The organism is Microcoleus sp. PH2017_08_TRC_O_A (genome assembly GCF_020738665.1).
Taxonomy (GTDB): domain Bacteria; phylum Cyanobacteriota; class Cyanobacteriia; order Cyanobacteriales; family Microcoleaceae; genus Microcoleus.
The window spans coordinates 1-16,152 of record NZ_JAEQCE010000059.1 but is presented as its reverse complement, the minus strand read 5'-3'; the positions used below and the strand labels follow the sequence as shown (position 1 = coordinate 16,152).

Annotated in this window: 15 protein-coding genes; 8 read left to right on the top strand and 7 right to left on the bottom strand. The window is 44.1% G+C overall.

What is annotated here, in order from left to right:
• The first annotated feature begins 1 nt into the window (after position 1).
• Complete coding sequence (locus tag JGK22_RS20295) at positions 2-2,089, top strand: tetratricopeptide repeat protein (RefSeq protein WP_293206548.1); 2,088 nt, start codon at positions 2-4, stop codon at positions 2,087-2,089.
• Here the strand turns inward: JGK22_RS20295 and JGK22_RS20290 are convergent.
• Positions 2,055-2,642 carry a hypothetical protein gene (locus JGK22_RS20290; protein WP_293313493.1) on the bottom strand — a complete coding sequence of 196 codons (588 nt, stop codon included), beginning with the start codon at positions 2,640-2,642 and terminating at the stop codon, positions 2,055-2,057. The two genes, JGK22_RS20295 and JGK22_RS20290, sit on opposite strands and share 35 nt — an antisense overlap.
• A gap of 224 nt (positions 2,643-2,866) precedes the next feature.
• Between JGK22_RS20290 and JGK22_RS20285 the strand changes: the two genes are divergently transcribed.
• Both JGK22_RS20285 and JGK22_RS20280 read left to right on the top strand, forming a co-directional pair.
• Positions 2,867-3,070, top strand: coding sequence for a type II toxin-antitoxin system HicB family antitoxin (locus JGK22_RS20285; protein ID WP_293206553.1), 204 nt, complete (start codon positions 2,867-2,869; stop codon positions 3,068-3,070).
• Complete coding sequence (locus tag JGK22_RS20280) at positions 3,067-3,294, top strand: type II toxin-antitoxin system HicA family toxin (RefSeq protein WP_293206556.1); 228 nt, start codon at positions 3,067-3,069, stop codon at positions 3,292-3,294. Before JGK22_RS20285 ends, JGK22_RS20280 begins: the two co-directional genes overlap by 4 nt.
• 322 nt (positions 3,295-3,616) lie before the next feature.
• Here the strand turns inward: JGK22_RS20280 and JGK22_RS20275 are convergent, their stop codons facing one another.
• Positions 3,617-4,819: a ferrochelatase gene (locus JGK22_RS20275; RefSeq protein WP_293313492.1), complete on the bottom strand. Its 1,203-nt coding sequence runs from the start codon at positions 4,817-4,819 to the stop codon at positions 3,617-3,619.
• Positions 4,820-5,303: 484 nt separating this feature from the next.
• Here JGK22_RS20275 and JGK22_RS20270 point away from each other — a divergent pair, with 484 nt between their 5' ends.
• The 4 genes from JGK22_RS20270 to JGK22_RS20255 all read left to right on the top strand — a co-directional run bounded on the left by JGK22_RS20270 (position 5,304) and on the right by JGK22_RS20255 (position 8,730).
• Positions 5,304-5,888 (top strand): hypothetical protein, encoded by a 585-nt coding sequence (locus JGK22_RS20270; protein ID WP_293179353.1) that lies wholly within the window; start codon positions 5,304-5,306, stop codon positions 5,886-5,888.
• Positions 5,881-6,609 carry a DUF3120 domain-containing protein gene (locus JGK22_RS20265; protein WP_293179350.1) on the top strand — a complete coding sequence of 243 codons (729 nt, stop codon included), beginning with the start codon at positions 5,881-5,883 and terminating at the stop codon, positions 6,607-6,609. Before JGK22_RS20270 ends, JGK22_RS20265 begins: the two co-directional genes overlap by 8 nt.
• Positions 6,610-6,795: 186 nt before the next feature.
• Positions 6,796-7,644, top strand: a complete 849-nt coding sequence (locus JGK22_RS20260) for an alpha/beta hydrolase (protein WP_293233339.1) — start codon at positions 6,796-6,798, stop codon at positions 7,642-7,644.
• Between the two features lie 108 nt (positions 7,645-7,752).
• Positions 7,753-8,730 carry a pentapeptide repeat-containing protein gene (locus JGK22_RS20255; protein WP_293179345.1) on the top strand — a complete coding sequence of 326 codons (978 nt, stop codon included), beginning with the start codon at positions 7,753-7,755 and terminating at the stop codon, positions 8,728-8,730.
• Between the two features lie 660 nt (positions 8,731-9,390).
• Here the strand turns inward: JGK22_RS20255 and panD are convergent.
• The 4 genes from panD to ggt all read right to left on the bottom strand — a co-directional run bounded on the left by panD (position 9,391) and on the right by ggt (position 13,715).
• Positions 9,391-9,834, bottom strand: a complete 444-nt coding sequence (panD, locus tag JGK22_RS20250) for an aspartate 1-decarboxylase (protein ID WP_293179342.1) — start codon at positions 9,832-9,834, stop codon at positions 9,391-9,393.
• Positions 9,835-10,012: 178 nt separating this feature from the next.
• Positions 10,013-10,165: a hypothetical protein gene (locus JGK22_RS20245; protein ID WP_293313491.1), complete on the bottom strand. Its 153-nt coding sequence runs from the start codon at positions 10,163-10,165 to the stop codon at positions 10,013-10,015.
• A 458-nt stretch (positions 10,166-10,623) separates the two neighbouring features.
• The gene (locus JGK22_RS20240; protein WP_293206563.1) at positions 10,624-11,553 is read right to left on the bottom strand and encodes a choice-of-anchor L domain-containing protein; all 930 of its coding nucleotides are present in this window, start codon (positions 11,551-11,553) and stop codon (positions 10,624-10,626) included.
• 434 nt (positions 11,554-11,987) lie between these two features.
• Positions 11,988-13,715, bottom strand: coding sequence for a gamma-glutamyltransferase (ggt, locus tag JGK22_RS20235; RefSeq protein WP_293218732.1), 1,728 nt, complete (start codon positions 13,713-13,715; stop codon positions 11,988-11,990).
• A gap of 731 nt (positions 13,716-14,446) precedes the next feature.
• Here ggt and JGK22_RS20230 point away from each other — a divergent pair.
• Positions 14,447-15,595: a glycosyltransferase family 2 protein gene (locus JGK22_RS20230; protein ID WP_293179334.1), complete on the top strand. Its 1,149-nt coding sequence runs from the start codon at positions 14,447-14,449 to the stop codon at positions 15,593-15,595.
• A gap of 93 nt (positions 15,596-15,688) precedes the next feature.
• On the opposite strand, the gene JGK22_RS20225 is transcribed toward JGK22_RS20230, so the two are convergent.
• Positions 15,689-15,883: a hypothetical protein gene (locus tag JGK22_RS20225; protein WP_293179331.1), complete on the bottom strand. Its 195-nt coding sequence runs from the start codon at positions 15,881-15,883 to the stop codon at positions 15,689-15,691.
• Positions 15,884-16,152 lie beyond the last annotated feature (269 nt).

Sequence of the window (16,152 nt, the reverse complement as noted above, 5' to 3'; positions counted from 1 at the left end):
AATGCTTGACAATGATATCGTGGACGATCAATCGATCAATGAGGATAGTTACGATGGTCTTGTCTCTTTAATTGAAGCAAGTAAAGGTGTATTGTCATTGTTGATTGCCTCCTGTAAACCGGGAGATTTTCAAACTCAGATGATTAATCGTTACGAAGCCGAACTTGCTCCCAATATCCCCTGTTATCGCGTGGTGTTGAATCAACAAGAACCGAGTTTAAGAGCTGCGTTGGAGCAACTGGTTCAGGATTGCCCAGAGTTACAAGAACCTCACGCATCAGCGGTAATTACTGTAACTGGAACTGAGGCTTTGATGGATTTTGTGTCACAAGCTGACTCTAATAATCGGTCGGAGTTAAACCGTTTTTTTGGCTATTTGCAATGGACGCGGGAGGGGTTGCGAGAGTTTCCTTATCCTATTGTACTTTGGGTAACACCGAAGATTTTGAGTCGCTTGATTATCAAAGCACCGGATTTTTGGAGTTGGCGGAGTGGCGTATTTCGCTTTGTAGCACCGCTGGTGGAAGCAACGAATGTAGTTAACGAGAATGGGGAAATTTCTCTGCTGATTGAGTCTGAGAGAAGAGAGACTTTACCACTAAAGGAATTGTTAGATCAGGTAGAAAGTCTGGAACAACAAGCTATGGAAACTCCTGCATTAGCAACGCTATACAATCGAGTTGCTAATGCTTATGCAAACCGGGTAAAGACGGGCCAAGCACAGGATGATACACAGGAGATCGATCGGGCAATTCATTTATTTGAGAAGTCACTTGCTTTACAAAGAAAATTGAACTTACCCACGGCGGAATCTGACACTTTGTTACAGTTAGGTGATATTTACCGTGACTTAGGATTGTGGGAACAGGTATTCCCTCTATATGAGCAGTCTTTAGAAATTGCTAGGAGTTTGAAAGATAGCCTACGAGAGGCGGCTGCTTTGGGGCGACTGGGGAATCTTTACCAACAATTAGGGCAATTCTTGGATACAAAGGATGAGAGAGATAGCGATAAATCTGAAGAGGAAAATCCGCTAGAATATGTAGAGTTTATCAAAGAATTATTACTAGCAGAAGCAGAAAGCAATAGTGATATTACTGTAGTTTACCCTATTCTCGCTCAACGGCAACATCTCCTCAATCCCCGTTTCTCTGAAAGTTTACAGAAACTTGCAGAGGATTTAATTGCTCACCAAAATTCAGAAACAATTGAGTTAATTTTCAGCCTTATTGAAAATTTAAGTATGAATATTAGTAACTTTTCGCTGGGAAGTAAAGCAAATAATCTGGAAGTTGCCATTACTGGTTATCAAATAGTTTTAAGTAATCGGGAACCCGGAAGCGAACAGTTTGCTCGAACCCAAAATAATCTGGCAATTGCCTACAGTAACAGAATCATCAGTTCGCGGGCGGATAATCTGGAGAAGGCGATCGCATATTACACCGCCGCCCTCGAAGTTTACACCCTTGAAGCTTTTCCCAAACAATGGGCAATGACGCAAAATAATCTGGGATTAGCCTACAGAAACAGAATCAGGGGAGACAAAGCAGAAAATATCGAACTGGCGATCGCATCTTACGCTGCTGCATTATCCGTCTACAGCCACGAGGCTTTTCCCGAATATTGGGCAATGACGCTAGATAATCTGGCAATTGCGTACAGAAACAGAATCAGGGGAGACAAAGCAGAGAATATCGAACTGACGATCGCATCTTACACTGCTGCATTATCCGTCTACACCCGCGAGGCCTTTCCCCAAGATTGGGCGATGACGCAAAATAATCTGGCAACTATGTACAGAAACAGAATCAGGGGAGATAAAGCTGAGAATATCGAACTGGCGATCGCATCATACACTGCTGCATTAACCGTCCTCACCCGCGAAGCCTTTCCCGAATATTGGGCAACGACACAAAATAATCTGGGATTAGCCTACAGTAACAGAATCATGGGAGAGAAAGCTGAGAATATCGAACTGGCAAAAAAGTGTTATGAAAATGCTTTAACAATTAGAACTCGTGAGGCTTTCCCGCAAAAGCATACAGAAACTTTGTTTAATTTAGGTAATCTTGATCGAAGCAATCGGTAAGGGCAATTAGCTTCGGATTCACCCCGATCGCACTTTCACTCAACAACGCTTCAATTTGAGGATTTGCCCACTCTGCCGCCATTTTTTCGTCATATTGCTGCCATTTACCTCTAGGAAAACTCCCAACAGCAAAATCAAAAAATCCATGTTCCATAGAGAATATGCCACCGCGTTCATACATTATGATTAGAGGTTCGTAGGGTTCAGGTAAAGTAAATTCACTAACTTTTGGTAAATTTTTCACCCGATCCCAATGGAGGAACCACTCGCAGGTTTTTTCAATCATACCCGCCACATAAAACGGTGTTTCTGTGAAATGAGTCTTAAGCAGTTTAACATTAGTATCATCGGCACACTCTAAAGGGCAGATATGAGCAGCCACATCAAAAAACGGCCATTCATCTGTACAATCTAAAGCTTTTGCCCACAGTGCGGCACGCCTCAAGTATTCTCGCAAAAGGGCAATATGAGAGTTAACGCGACTATCGTCAGGCTCCCATTTAATTGCTAAAATTCGCTCTAGTGCAGTATCAGTAATTGTTTTTGCAGTCATATTTTTTCTCTAATAGCTTCAAGCAACTCATCAAGATTTGAGAGGTTGTCAGCAAGCATCAGTCCTTCTGCTGACTTACCTATTATGGTGCGTCGCTGTGAGATGTTCGATCGCATTTGAAGATATCTGATGGCGACGCACCCTACAGCTATTTGCTATTATAAGTAGTCCGATCGCCCGAAATCATCTATAATAGAAAAGTCAGCGCTCATGACACCGAAATTATGAACATCAAAGTCGTATTAGAACCCAGTGAAGAAGGTGGATATACCGTCTATGTTCCCTCACTGTCAGGCTGCATCAGTGAAGGGGAAACGATTGACGAAGCATTAGCAAATATTCAAGAAGCGATCGAACTTTACTTAGAGCCGATGGCAGATGAATTGAGCATTTCCGAAGGTGCAATTGTGAGAGAATTGGTGGTATGAGCAAAGTTCCCAATCTTCCTTATACTCAGATTATTGCTGCACTACAGCGCGATGGATGGGTATTTGTCCGCCAACGGGGTAGCCACATTCGACTGCAAAAAGCTATGCCAGATGAAGTCTTGAAATTGACTGTCCCAGCTCATCGCTCAGTTAAGCGTTCTACTCTAGCTCACATTTTAAAACAGGCTCGTATAGACCTCGATAAGTTTTTGGATTTATTATAAGTAAACTGAACAAGCTATCGCCATATTTTCGCAAAATTAATTAAAAAGCGATCGCACTTTTGCCAACACCTCGATGAAAGTGCGATCGCCCCTCTTCTCCAAACAACCAAAGTACGATCGACCTTTCACCTAAATCAATCTCGACTTATACCAAATTCTGGTTAAATTTCTTAGTCCGCGTAGGCGGACTTCGTTCGTGTAGACGCGGTTTCAACCGCCGAGTCAGAAAGTATTACGCACTCCCACAAAGAAACCGGGTTTTTACTTAATCTGTCGTCTTCAACGCAGTATTATCCCAAAAACCCGGTTTCTAAAATCCTAATTAATGATTGTGCCCGTGCCCACCATGATTGTGCCCATGATCGCCGTGAGAATGCCCATGATCCCCATGATTATGCCCATGATCCCCATGAGAATGTACGTGATCGCGGACAACCAAATTCGGATTCACCGCCACTGCCATCTCACTAAACAAGGCTTCAATTTGAGGATTGGCCCACTCCGCCGCCATTTTCAGGAACTCAGGATGGTCATTTACGCAAGGCAATTTGCGGTAAGTAACTCCTTGACGTTGTTTCTGCAAACCCTCAATAATGTGGTCTACATCTAACAAAGTTTCGTGGTTTTCTGTCGCAAATCCGATCGGCATAAACACGATCGCAGTTGCACCCAAATCAATCAAATTCTTCGCAGCCAACGTCGCATCCGGCTGAGTCCATTCAATCAGCGGTGTGTCATGATTCAGCCAGCCCACCGAAATCAAAGGATAGCGATACATCAAACGTTCCCGCACGCGATCGTACAAAGCTTGACTTTCCACAATCCCCGAAGTGAAGCCCTTCGCCTTGTGCGGACAACCGTGATTCATCAGCACAATCCCAATCTGAGAAGGCAAATGTGCTACAGCTAAATCGTTTTTAATTTCCTCTTCAACCAAATCCGCCATTAGCTGGATGTAAGCTGGTTCATCGTAAAAAGAAGGAATATAACGCTGTCCTGTTACCCAATGTTCTTTACCATCAAAGGTTTGTGCTAAAGCATTGTTTACCTGTTCCACAGCAATCCCGCTAGTGAAAACAGAATCCACAACCAACAGCGGATAAATCAGAATTTTGTCAAAGCCTTCTGCTTTAATTTGCGGGATTACTTGTTCCGGCAAAAACGGCGCGCAAAAGTTAAAAGCTTTGAACACTTTTACTTTGTCGCCCCATTTCTCCTGCAAATTCTGTTCAATCCCCGCCCGTTGCTGTTCAAAAATGGCATTGTGCGGGGACACAAATTGACCGTGTTGGTGACTCCACTCGTGCAAGTCAAAAATTGCCAAAATCTTCGCCAGTGGCGGATAAATCCAATTCGGTACTGGCGCAAACTTTGCCGTTAGTAAGTTTAAAGCTTGTTCGTTGTAATTCGCAAAATCGTCGTAGCTTTCGACTTCGCCGTAACCCATCAGCAAGACGGCTACGCGATCGCTGTTTGCCGGTGCGGCAGATGTTTTGAATTCAATTTTTTCTGGAGAAGCAACCACTTTGTATTCCTCAATTTTATTTATTCTAGGAGATCCAGACAGGATGAAGAGTGGATCTGAGATTTTTGATTGTTGGCGATCGCACGAGTTGCGCGCGCTGGGCTGATTCCCGGTTTCTGCACCGATAATTCCGGGCTAAACCTCTTACTTATCCTAGAAACCGGGTTGATGAGCGTCAGTTCTAAATCGGCTTTTTGGTTCCGACCCGAAACTCGTAGGGTGACTAGAACTAGAATCAGACTTTATTCAGCCTGACAGGGAATGGGGTTAGGGGGGATAAGTTTTATGTTTTCTTAAGACTCTTTCGCCTTGCCTCGGATTCCGCAGGTTTGCAGCGTTCCCAGCGTTTATTTTGGGGGGATATTCTTCAAACTTTGCGCTATCATGAGTTTAATATCCTATCCCCCCGTATGGCATATAATTAGTTATGGTGTACAATAAAGTAAAGTTATGTTAAGCTCTTGATTAATTTTATTGAAGCACAATGAGACTGGTAATTTGCCCCGGAATCCACGACCCAAAACTCACTGATTGTTTCCTAGAGGGACTTTCGGAAGTTTGGGGAAACGTAGAACCTCGGCAAAATATCCAAAGATCTTACTCTGTTAAGATTTTCCCAGCTCATAAACAGCCACCTTTTTCAGCCCTTGACATATTCCACTTTTTGTGCAGTCAAGAGTTGACAGGAGAAAGTCTAGTATTCGTTAGTTTTTCGGCTGGAGTAGCCGGGGCGATCGGGGCTGCGTGGATGTGGCAACAAATCGGCGGGAAAGTCGCTGCATTCATTGCTTTGGACGGTTGGGGAGTACCCCTGGGGGGCAATTTCCCGATTCACCGGATCAGCCACGATAGCTTTACACACTGGAGTTCAGCTATTCTCGGTGGCGGTGAAGACAGTTTTTATGCCGATCGCCCCGTTGAACATTTGGATTTGTGGCGATCGCCCCAAACCGCGCAAGGTTGGCAAATCAGTCAAACAGCCGATCGCATCGAGACGACGAAACCAGCCACCGCAGCAACATTTTTAGTTCACTTATTGAAACAGTACGGAGTCCAATCAGTTGTTTAACTTTAATTTATTATCATCGGCGATCGCATCTACTGCTACTTTTACCGGCATAGAAAATCCTGTATCTTCTTCAGATAGAAGCAAGAGCATTCAGCAGTGGTTGGTATTTGGCGCATCAGCATTTTTAGTCTCAATTCCAGTCTTTGTGCAAGCACCATTAGTGCGTTTGTATCCCACCATCAGTTTGCTATCAACTATCCCCTGGTTCGTACTTAGTTTAATCTTAATTTTCCGCCCAAAAACTCAACTTTGGGGAGACTTATTATTGGGATTTGCCGGATGTTGGCTGGCTGGTTCGATTTATTGGGGCTGGTTTAGATGGGAACCAATTTTGCACTTACCGATAGAAGCAATTGGTTTGCCATTTGCGATTTGGTGTTTGGGTAAATCTTGGGGGAAAGTTGGAGCATATTTTTATTTAGGTTCGTTACTGGGAACCGCTATTACCGACATATATTTTTACTTGACAGGTTTGATGCCTTACTGGAGACAAGTGATGCACGCGGAACCGGAATTGGCTATGCCGATTTTCCAAAGTGCGATCGGGCAAATTGACACTCCTTGGGGTATTGGTTGTGCGATCGTTTTAATTGCTGTACTTTTGACTGTGGGTTTGATCAGTTTGCGCGATCGTCAATTACACTGGCGCGCCTTCAGCGGAGCAGTTTTTAGCACGCTGTTAGTAGATGGTTTATTCTGGTTGGCCGCTTCGGCAGCTTAAGCTTTATGGTTGGTTTCTATGTGTATGATTTTTGACCGCAGATGTGGGCGGATTGACGCAGATTAACGCAGATTTTTGGATAAATGTAGTTTTGAGATTCCTGACTTCTTTAAGAAGTCGGGAATTTGGGTATTTAGTGAACAATTATGAGTTAGAATCTAAAATCTAAAATCTAAAATCAATATCATGTCTTTCATTTCAGTTCGCGGTGTAGAACATTATTACGAGTGGATAACAGCAGACAATAGCGCCCAACCCAGCGGCAAACCAGTTATGGTATTTCTCCACGGCTGGGCTGGCTCAGCCCGCTACTGGGAAAGCACTGCACAGGCGATCGCCAATGACTTTGATTGTTTGCTGTACGATATGAGAGGTTTTGGTCGATCGCCCTTACCGCCATCACCTCCTGAGTCCAGTTACGAGCTCGAAACCTACGCCCGCGACTTAGCCGAATTATTAGAAGCTCTGAATTTAAGCCGCGTCTTTCTCAACGCTCACTCTACAGGAGCATCTATTGCTACTTTATTTCTCAACCTTTACCCCGAAAAAGTAGAAAAAGCCATTCTCACTTGCAGCGGCATTTTTGAATACGATGAGAAAGCCTTCACAACTTTTCATAAATTCGGCGGCTATGTAGTCAAATTTCGCCCGTCTTGGCTGGCTGCTATTCCGTTTGCCGATCGCATCTTTATGGCTCGGTTTTTGCGCCAATCTCTCCCCACAGCCGTCAGTTTAGCATTTCTCAAGGATTTCTTAATGGCAGACGAGGAAGCTGCGATCGGTACAATGGTGACAGCAGTTAGCAAAAGAGCAGCCGAGGAAATGCCCCAGGAATTTGCACGGTTGAGTGTGCCCACACTGCTGGTAGCTGGAGAATTCGATCAAATTATCCCCGCCGTCATGGGAGAGCAAGCAGCCTCCCTCAGCAAAAAAGTAGAATTTGTTATAATTCCCAATACAGCTCACTTTCCAATGCTGGAGGATGCCGCAACATATTTGCAGCTAATCCGAGACTTTTTGCCAGCAGCAGCTTAGCTGAGTTATAGTTCATCCAATGTACGATCGGACAAACAAGCTTTTATAGCCGTTTTTGCTCCGATCTTAATTTTTAATTCCTAATTTCTTAAAGCGAAAGGTGGTAATATGAACGACCTCGATCAATACTATAGAGTGCTGGGACTATTACCGGGAGCTTCCCGAGAAGAAATTACTCAAGCTTACAAGGATTTAGCGTTCATTTGGCACCCCGATCGCATCCCTAAAGATAATCCTAGACTACTCCAGAAAGCTGAAGAAAAGATTAAGGAAATTAATCAAGCTCGGGAACAATTGCGATCGATTCAGCCAAGAGGTCAAAATCAGAACACTCAGCATAAAAATACTCAGCACAAACACACCCAGCAGCAAAACACCCAGCAACAAAACACCCAGTACAGAAATACTCAGTATCAAAACACCCAGCAACAAAACACCCAGTACAGAAATACTCAGTATCAAAACACCCAACAACAAAACACCCAACAACAAAATACCCAGCCACAAAACACTCAGTACAGAAACACCCAGCCACCACCAGCAACGCCAAAAGAGCCACGCTACTCTTCCGAACCCTATTCAGGAAAACCTGCTGGTAATTATGCGGGAAATTATGGTGGAAACTATGCTCCAAATCCGACGGGGCCTTATTCCGATGCCTCCCGCTACCAATCGCCACAGCCGCAGCCATCTCAATCTTACCGACAAGCTGCGCCGCAAGCTCCCGATTTGAGCGGTTCCAACTTCAAAGGAGCTTCCTTAAAAGAAAAGGATTTTTCAGGGAGAAACTTGAGCAATGCAAACCTGAGTGAAGCCGACTTAAGCGATACTTTTCTCCACAACATCAACCTCACAGGTGCGAATTTACAAAAAGCTAACTTGTTTAGGGCTAACCTGTTAGGAGCTTGTTTGATTAATGCCAACCTGAGAGAAACCAATTTAATCGGAGCGGATTTGAGCGGTGCAGACTTGAGCGGTGCGGATTTGACGGGTGCTAAAATCGGTTATGGCGATCGCGTCATGGTAAAACTCACAGGAGCTAGATTAACAGGTACAATCTTGCCCGACGGTACCGTACACAGTTAAAGGATTGAGTTTTTCCTCAATTCTGAAGCCAAAAATCTAGTTTCGGCAAATTGTTACTCCCAACTTAGATAGTGTCACCTAAAACAACCCCCATAAAATCGGTTCGTAGTGAGGACTTTAGTCCTCTTCAAATTGAGAGGACTAAAGTCCTCACTACGAACCTATAGCGGTTAAGTTATGTCAAATTATAAGCTGTTCCACATTTAACTTGCACACTTTAGTATTACCTTTATGTTTGAATCTTATCCCGATTTCTTCATCTGCTGCTTGCTCGCAGACAGGTAATACCAACCGATAAAACTCATTAAAGGAAATGGGTTCAAAACTTGAAAGAACAGCATTTCATTGTTTCGATCCAAAAATTTCATAGCTGATGCCAAAAATCCTCTTCGGGACTTACCAGAAAGAATTGGTTGAAAGCCCGCCCGCCTTCGAGAGAGAAATTAAAATCAGACTATTCATTACTCCAATCCTCGGACTTATAGGTAGAGGTCGCTCTCAAACTGTCAACTGTCAACTGTCAACTGTCAACTGTTGAAGCCCTCCGATGGAACAAACCGCGTTTTTTCACACAAATATTCGCTGGGAGTCTTTAATATCGGTAACAAACCCGGTTTCTGGGTTCCCATGCGTAAGTCCTACTTTTTTTGTGATAAAACGTTAGGAATTCGTGGTTGGTGGTAATTCGGTTGTCTCAGATTGAAACAAAAGTTTGCCCTCGCAGGGAACTAAAGTCTGGTAGAAAAACTTTTTACAACGATTGTGTTCATCGGCAATTACTACTCGCGCCTCGTGCCCGGTGCGAAATACCTCAGCGCGATCGCATTCTTCATAGGCAGCAATAATTACAAAATCTCCAGGATCGCACAAATGAGATGCTGCACCGTTGAGACAAATGATACCACTTCCCGGCTCTCCTGGCAACACATAGGTTGACAAGCGGTTCCCATTGCTAACATTCCAAATTTCCACCTCCTGTAAAGGCAGAATTCCCACCTTATCGATCAATTCATTGTCAATGGTGACGCTGCCTACATAATTAACATTTGCATCGGTTACGCGCACTCCATGTAGCTTAGCGTGCATCAGTCTAATTCTAGCCATTGTTTTTTTCCTGTACTGTATATGTCAGTCGATTTTGTATTTTATATTTTAGATTTACTTGCAGCATTAAATCTGGGAGCTTGAACTTGAGTCTCGAATCTAAAATTGAAGAATTTCTACTGTCATATAACCAATAGCAAACAATTCTCTCTAAGAGTAGCTTACTCCATCCTTTCCTTCACAGCACTACCTGGAATACTTCCATGTCATTGTCAAATTCTTGGATTTTCAGACGCTTGAGGGAAGTACCTGCTGGGAATTCTCTCTCAATTGTAACTGTTTTGATTGGGGTTAGTTGTTGCCACGCTGAATTAATAATATCTAGTTGCATCGGAATTATTAACGGAAATTAGGAGACGGCAGTGCCGTGTCCCTACGATTAATCACGGTAGGGACACGGCACTGCCGTCTCCTCTATATCATAAGGAGTGCAACCGGAAATGATATGACAAGAGGGAAAACTCATGAAAAATAGATACTGGGTTGGCGCGTGCCTGCCCGTTGGCGAAGCTGCCCTGAAAGGGCTAGGGCTTATGCTTCGTTCCTCTCTTCGGACCATCTTAAGTGAACCGTATTGATCTATAGCCGGCAGCGAATTTTCCATTCCCAAAATCTCCCCCAAGAGATGTACTGCAAGTTGGATCTGACTTTTCACCTTTTTAGGCTTTTGGGGGAGGCTTTTCTCACAATTATTATGTCAAAACTTGGGAAATTGATTGGGTTTGCAAACTAATAATTTTACATACTTAACCATCTTGATTTTTTTTGATTGAACGCTTCCGTGATTGATTATTTCCGGCGACGCAACTTTCGTCCAGCAGCCAGCATAGCACCTCCCGCCATCAAACCTCCGACCGTCATCGGTTCTGGAACTGGCTCAGCTTCTACCGTCTCCACAGAACTGTCTTTAATCAATACAGCCACCGATTTGGGAATTGTATCAGCTTTGATCGTTCCCACAGAACCGCCTTTAATAAATACAGCCGAATCAAAATTACCGTCGCCCACATCTTTCATGCGGATGCTGAGAACATTTGTCTGATTTTGCTTGAGCAAACCCTCAAACCCTAAAACTTTAGTAAAACCGTCTAGCTTAATGATGTTAGCAGCAATACCCATCAAACTTGGGTTGTTAATATAGTCTGAGTGATCTGTAGAGCGATTATTTGGATCGGGAACGAGATTATTAATCGTAACTGTTTTCCCGTCGCTCAATTTTGCCAAATTACGACCATTCAGCAACAGTTCAAAATCGTCATTGTATTCAGAACCGCCGAACTCAGGAAACTCCTCTGAACCAAATACATACTCAAAGAACAATTTTTCAGCAGTGTCGTCAGCAAAAAATCTGAGGTCTAGCTGAGTTAAATCCCCAGCTTCGCCCTTTACTCCAAAGTCGGTGTTTAGATCGCTGCCGTTGGTCATTAGGTTATCTTTCCGATTCTGGCCCGGTATATTGGTGACTTTGCCAGTGCTGAGAACAACGCCTGACTGCAAACCAAAAGGGTCATTAATAAAAGTACCAAAGGCAGCCTGATTTCCGGTAATTAAAACAGAGAAATCACTCAATCCTGCTATGTTATTTCCTAACAAATTATTTTTCAAAATCTCAGTGTTATTAGTTGCCCCTACCGAAAATGCCATTACTGGTGATGCCAAAAAGCTCAGAGCAGCAGTCAAGGTAGCTGTTAAGGCAGCAATTTTGTGATAACTTATCATATATTTTTGTTTAAAAGACTAAGATTGTTTAATGTCTAAATTCATTTTTACATTAGATAAGCATCAATGTCTAGTGCCTTTACAATGACTTTACATCTACGTAATTTTACGGCTTGGATGGTTAATATTTTGGGTATTTCTTAGCAATTATTCAATCAATAAACTTCAGGATAAAATACTAATACCAAAATATACGTACACAGACTAATAATTTGAGGAAGTAGGCACAGGATACCCAAGAAACCTGGTTTTTATGAGGTTTACGATCGCCCTTGACAAAAGATTTTGCTAAAATAAAAAACCGGGGTTTTTGGGTAAATCCGCAATTGATATCGAGTGGGGTCGATCGACTCCACCTGATATCAAAACAAATGACTGATGACAAATGACTGATGAGAAAGTTCGCGAGCGGGGACAGCACTAATCACCGATCGCTAAAACCCCCTTGCTTCTCCTTCCCCGCGCGGATCGGCAGCCCCTTCCAACCAACCGTCATCAGTCAGGACGATCGCATTTGCATTTCCCCAGCCGTCACGTTCGACAATCTGGTGTCCCCGCCTGCGTAACTCCTCAAGCGTCCCAGCCTCAAAACCTCCGCGTTCCACCATCAGGCGATCCGGCTGCCACTGATGGTGCACCCGGGGAGCAGACACAGCCTCGCCCACATTCATGTCGTAAACCAACAGGTTGAGGACAATTTGCAAAACCGTGGTAATAATCGTGCTGCCTCCAGGAGCCCCCGCAGCAAGGCGAAATTGGCCATTTTCCGTCACGATAACCGGTGTCATGCTGGATAAAGGAGTTTTAAGAGGGGCGATCGCATTTGCCTCACCGCCCACCAAACCAAACAAATTCGGCACTCCCGGCGCAGCAGCAAAATCATCCATCTCATTGTTGAGCAAAATTCCCGTACCCGCCGCCACAACCCCAGCCCCAAAACCTCCATTCACCGTAAACGTCAAACTAACAACATTGCGCTCTTTGTCAACTACCGTCAGGTGCGTAGTTTCCGGCGACTCGTACACAAAGCGGCTCAAAGTTTGAGCATCAACAGCTTTTACTTCGCTCGAAGGTTTGGCTTTGGAAATTTCGATTTGCGATCGGCGAAATTTCCCATAATTTCTGTTAGTCAGAGCTTTGACAGGTACGCTGACAAAATCTGGATCGCCCAAATATTCGGCCCTGTCAGCATAGGCAATCCTCATCGATTCCGCCAGCAAATGTAGCGCATCCGGGCTTTTCCTTCCCAAACTCTTGAGATCGGTATCGCCTAGAATATTGAGGATTTGCAACAAATGAACGCCACCGGAAGAGGGAGGCGACATCGCGCAAATTTCGTAAGTGCGAAACTTGCCACAAACCGGATTGCGCCAAATCGGCGTATAGTTTTTCAGGTCTTCGAGAGTGATAATGCCACCATTTTTAGCCATGTCGGTGGCGATCGCCCGCGCAATATCTCCGCGATAAAAACTTTGGGGATTTTGTGCAATTTGTCGCAATGTCCGCGCCAAATCTCGCTGCACCAAAACCTCCCCCGGTTGGTATAAAACATCACCACGAGTGAAAATATCCCGTGCCGCCCGATTCTTGTTAATCGCATCCTTTCGTTGCAGAGTAGCCTTTGTGAAGCGGGAACTTACTGGAAAACCCTTTTGGGCAAGGGCGATCGCCGGAGCCACCACCTGCGCCCAAGGTAACTTACCATACTCGCGGTGCACCGTATAAAGTCCAGCCACAGTACCCGGAATGCCCGCCGCCAAATGCCCGTCCAGACTTGCCCGCTTGCGTACCTTACCTTGCTTGTCCAGGTACATATCGCGCGTTGCTCGTTTGGGCGATCGTTCCCGGAAATCCAGCGCTTGCACAGTCCCCGTTTCGGCCCGTCGCAGCAGCAAAAAACCTCCGCCGCCGATACCCGCCGAAAAAGGCTCCACCACCGAAATCGCCAAAGCCGTAGCAGCCGCCGCATCCACCGCATTGCCTCCCTGTTGCAGCACGCTCAGCCCCGCGGCGCTCGCCAGGGGGTGAGCCGAAACTGCCATGACCTGTTTGCTGCGCTGCTGCTGCAAGTTTGGCTGTAGCTGCTGGTGGCACCCACCTAACAGTATTACCGTGATGAAACAAGTATAAATACGCACTTTATTGCTTAACTTTGAAAACATTTCTCCCCGCTTTGTCAGTAGATATTACCGTGATGAAACAAGTATAGATACGCACTTTATTGCTTAACTTTGAAAACATTTCCCCCCGCTCTCTTAGGAGATATTACAGTGACAATTAAATGACATCATCCTAAAGACATAGATTTAATTTCACTTCAGCGAAGAATCATTAACAGCCACAAGTTTACTCAAACTCAAATATGTTCAGTAGGGTAATTGTTAAATACACTACATGGTAATTTAAATGATCAGAAATATTAAGCATTATCAAAAAAACTTATAGCCAAAAGTGTTGCAGCCGAGTGGGAAGAGTGCTACTATGGCTACATTAATTATTAATTTTTTATTAACAAATATTCTGAGCAAAATTTTGGGTTATTTTAAGGCTCAAAGTCCTATCTACTTCAACAGTTGACAGTTGACAGTTGACCGCTTGACAGTTGACAGTTTGAGAGCGACCTCTACCCTTAAGTCAGAGGATTGGAGTAATGAATAGTCTGATTTTAATTTCTCCCGATCGGGGTTACGGCTTTCAACCAATTCTTTCTGGTAATAGGCTGGATCTTTTTTAAAAGTCAGGCCGTAGACCCAACTTTAAAAAAAAGCGCAATCCTTGAACTTAAAAAAACAAAAAGTTTTAGTGAGCAGTTTACCAAACTGTCCGGAGTGTTAGTTAATCGGAATCTATTGAAGCAAACAATCATCTCAAATAAACATCTCCATCAAGCTTTATGAACGCAAACAACATCGGCGCATTCATCCCCGGATTTAATCTCAAAAACATCAAGAATAGAGATATGGGAGGTGCAATCGATAACAAGTTAAACACAGGAAAACTCAAAACTGCGTCGCCCACTATTCTCGCACCCAGGATTGTCAGAAAAGCAGCATCACTTGCCATTAGCACAAATTTTTCCCGCGAAAAAGTTAGCATCATCATGCCGGCATTCAACGCCAAAGACACTATAGGCGAAGCGATCGCCTCCGCACTCCAGGGGACTCACCGGAATATAGAAATCCTAGTGATTGATGACGGTTCCACCGACGGCACCGACAAAATAGTTACTGACATGGCGGGGCAAGATCCGCGAATTAAGTATTACAAAAATCCGAAAAACCTAGGAGCTTACAAATCTAGAAATTTAATGCTCGAAGCAGCAACCGGAAAATTTATCGCATTTTTAGACAGTGACGACACCTGGGAACCAAACAAACTAGAAGAATGTTTGAATCTCCTCAAAAAACACCCAGAAGTTAAATCAGTCGGTCACGCCCTCCGCTATCTCAACAAGGAAGGCGAGAAAGTCAGCTACATTCCCACGTATCCCACAAATCGGGAAGAATTGCAGGATGTTCAAGAAAACGGCGCGCTTCCTTGGGTTTTTCCTACAGCTTTAGTAGTAGAACGAGAAGCTATCCTAGAAATCGGAGGATTTTTAGACGACTGGAAAGTAGGTGCAGATACCGAACTGATGGCCAGACTAGCTCAAAAGCACGGGATGCTAAGCACAAAGATGCCCTTAGGAAACTACCGAGTTTTGGGCAATTCGTTAACCGATAAATATTGGTTTAACAAGCGTCTAGCGATAGACTGCGTTAAAGAAAACCAGCAACGCAGAATTCGCGGTCAATCAGAGTTAACCTTGAGCCAATACCAAGAAATCTTTTTCCAAAATCTGTCGCCGTTAAAAAAACTCAATAAGTTAAGAGAGATTGTGGCAACTCGCTTCATGAGAAAAGCCGGAGAAAGCTGGTTAAATCGTGAGATTTTGCCTACTCTAATTTACGGAATTGCCACAACAGTGCTGAACCCTCAAGCCACTGTACACAAAATTCAGTGGATGAAATATCAGAAGCGATTAAATCAAGAATTTGACTAATTAGCTATTGGGCTGCTACATATAGCCTACCGAACTCTGCCACTTTCTAGCAGTAGCTGAACAGTTAACTGGACTCAGCTAGAGATTCGACTTCTAGGGTAGATAATAGCCGCCTGTTTGTTGACAACTCGACTGGTGGACAATCTCTGCATCAGTCGAGTTGTTAATAAAAATTGGTTCTTTGCATAGGCCCTCTAAAATGCGATCGCCCTGACAAAAGCCCTCAAAGGATTGAACAGAGGGGAATTCGCCAAAAAAATTAGCTGTCAAATCGGCTGCGATACCCATATTGAGGGTTTTCCCCCCGCTAGGCTGATCCCACTCAGGCTTCCAGCCTGTTATATTGGCTATAGGTAAATAAGCGCAGTACGGCTGTATAAATCAACAGCCTAGCTACTAAGTAGCGGAAAACACGGCTAAAATCCAAATTTTCCCACTATTCCCTAGCCAACTCTGTTTCTGCTACACAAAACTTAGCTAAACTTTCTCAAGTCTCACTATTCAATCAAGATTGCTCTTGAAGGGTCTGCTTCCTGCTTCACCCAAGGGAGTCGGCT

What these genes read in the sequence shown, in the direction of transcription:
- JGK22_RS20230 (WP_293179334.1), top strand. Translation starts at nt 14,447, where the DNA reads ATGAACGCAAACAACATCGGCGCATTCATCCCCGGATTTAATCTCAAA.
- JGK22_RS20270 (WP_293179353.1), top strand. Translation starts at nt 5,304, where the DNA reads ATGAGACTGGTAATTTGCCCCGGAATCCACGACCCAAAACTCACTGAT.
- JGK22_RS20295 (WP_293206548.1), top strand. Translation starts at nt 2, where the DNA reads ATGCTTGACAATGATATCGTGGACGATCAATCGATCAATGAGGATAGT.
- JGK22_RS20255 (WP_293179345.1), top strand. Translation starts at nt 7,753, where the DNA reads ATGAACGACCTCGATCAATACTATAGAGTGCTGGGACTATTACCGGGA.
- JGK22_RS20285 (WP_293206553.1), top strand. Translation starts at nt 2,867, where the DNA reads ATGAACATCAAAGTCGTATTAGAACCCAGTGAAGAAGGTGGATATACC.
- ggt (WP_293218732.1), bottom strand. Translation starts at nt 13,715, where the DNA reads ATGTTTTCAAAGTTAAGCAATAAAGTGCGTATTTATACTTGTTTCATC.
- JGK22_RS20245 (WP_293313491.1), bottom strand. Translation starts at nt 10,165, where the DNA reads ATGCAACTAGATATTATTAATTCAGCGTGGCAACAACTAACCCCAATC.
- JGK22_RS20240 (WP_293206563.1), bottom strand. Translation starts at nt 11,553, where the DNA reads ATGATAAGTTATCACAAAATTGCTGCCTTAACAGCTACCTTGACTGCT.
- panD (WP_293179342.1), bottom strand. Translation starts at nt 9,834, where the DNA reads ATGGCTAGAATTAGACTGATGCACGCTAAGCTACATGGAGTGCGCGTA.
- JGK22_RS20225 (WP_293179331.1), bottom strand. Translation starts at nt 15,883, where the DNA reads ATGGGTATCGCAGCCGATTTGACAGCTAATTTTTTTGGCGAATTCCCC.
- JGK22_RS20260 (WP_293233339.1), top strand. Translation starts at nt 6,796, where the DNA reads ATGTCTTTCATTTCAGTTCGCGGTGTAGAACATTATTACGAGTGGATA.
- JGK22_RS20280 (WP_293206556.1), top strand. Translation starts at nt 3,067, where the DNA reads ATGAGCAAAGTTCCCAATCTTCCTTATACTCAGATTATTGCTGCACTA.
- JGK22_RS20290 (WP_293313493.1), bottom strand. Translation starts at nt 2,642, where the DNA reads ATGACTGCAAAAACAATTACTGATACTGCACTAGAGCGAATTTTAGCA.